This window comes from Megasphaera sp. UPII 135-E, assembly GCF_000221545.1.
GTDB lineage: Bacteria > Bacillota > Negativicutes > Veillonellales > Megasphaeraceae > Megasphaera > Megasphaera hutchinsoni.
Window position 1 is genome coordinate 1 of record NZ_AFUG01000028.1, and the last position, 635, is coordinate 635.

The window sequence follows — 635 nt, forward strand, 5'->3', positions numbered from 1 at the left end:
AGTCGACGTCTCAAAAAGCTACAAGTTTTATTATTTTATATAAACAACTCTATTGGGTTTGCGTGGTATATTGCCCGGTACTACTCCGTCTATATAGCCTAAAGCACAATGTCCAATACCTTCATAATCCCCTTCTATCCCCCATTGTACCAATAACTGTTTTCCTTCAGCTGTATCAAAAACCTCTCTAGCACGATGAATCCAACAACTTCCCACCCCCAATGCATGTGCTGCCAACATCAAATTTCCCATCACCAAACTTCCATCATATACCCCATTAGGAAACGTCCGATCTGCTAAAACTACCAATATAACAGGTGCTCCATAAAAAGGATCTATTCCTTCTGGTTTTCCCCAAGCTTTTCTATTTAATTCTCTTAATTGCTGACATATGACTGAATTAGTTACAGAAACAATTTTAGTCGCTTGTCGATTCCGACTACTCGCAGCATATAATCCCGCCTGAATAATTTCTTCTAATTGTGCTTCTGGTACCATTTTATCAAGAAATTTTCGAATACTACGCCGTGTTTTCATTGCCTCCATTATGTTATTCATATAACCATGCTCCTTTATGCTTATTATTTTTTATTATACCAAATTATAAATAATAAAAAAAAGCCTCGACCTATAAA

At 36.4% G+C, this 635-nt stretch carries 1 protein-coding gene; it reads right to left on the bottom strand.

Going from position 1 to position 635, the window contains the following annotated elements; all coding sequences use genetic code 11:
* Positions 1-30 precede the first annotated feature (30 nt).
* Positions 31-558 carry a nitroreductase gene (locus HMPREF1040_RS03975; RefSeq protein ID WP_007392636.1) on the bottom strand — a complete coding sequence of 176 codons (528 nt, stop codon included), beginning with the start codon at positions 556-558 and terminating at the stop codon, positions 31-33.
* Between the last annotated feature and the right edge of the window lie 77 nt (positions 559-635).

Excerpts from the sequence above, each read along its gene's own strand:
- HMPREF1040_RS03975 (WP_007392636.1), bottom strand. The coding sequence starts at position 558 with ATGAATAACATAATGGAGGCAATGAAAACACGGCGTAGTATTCGAAAA.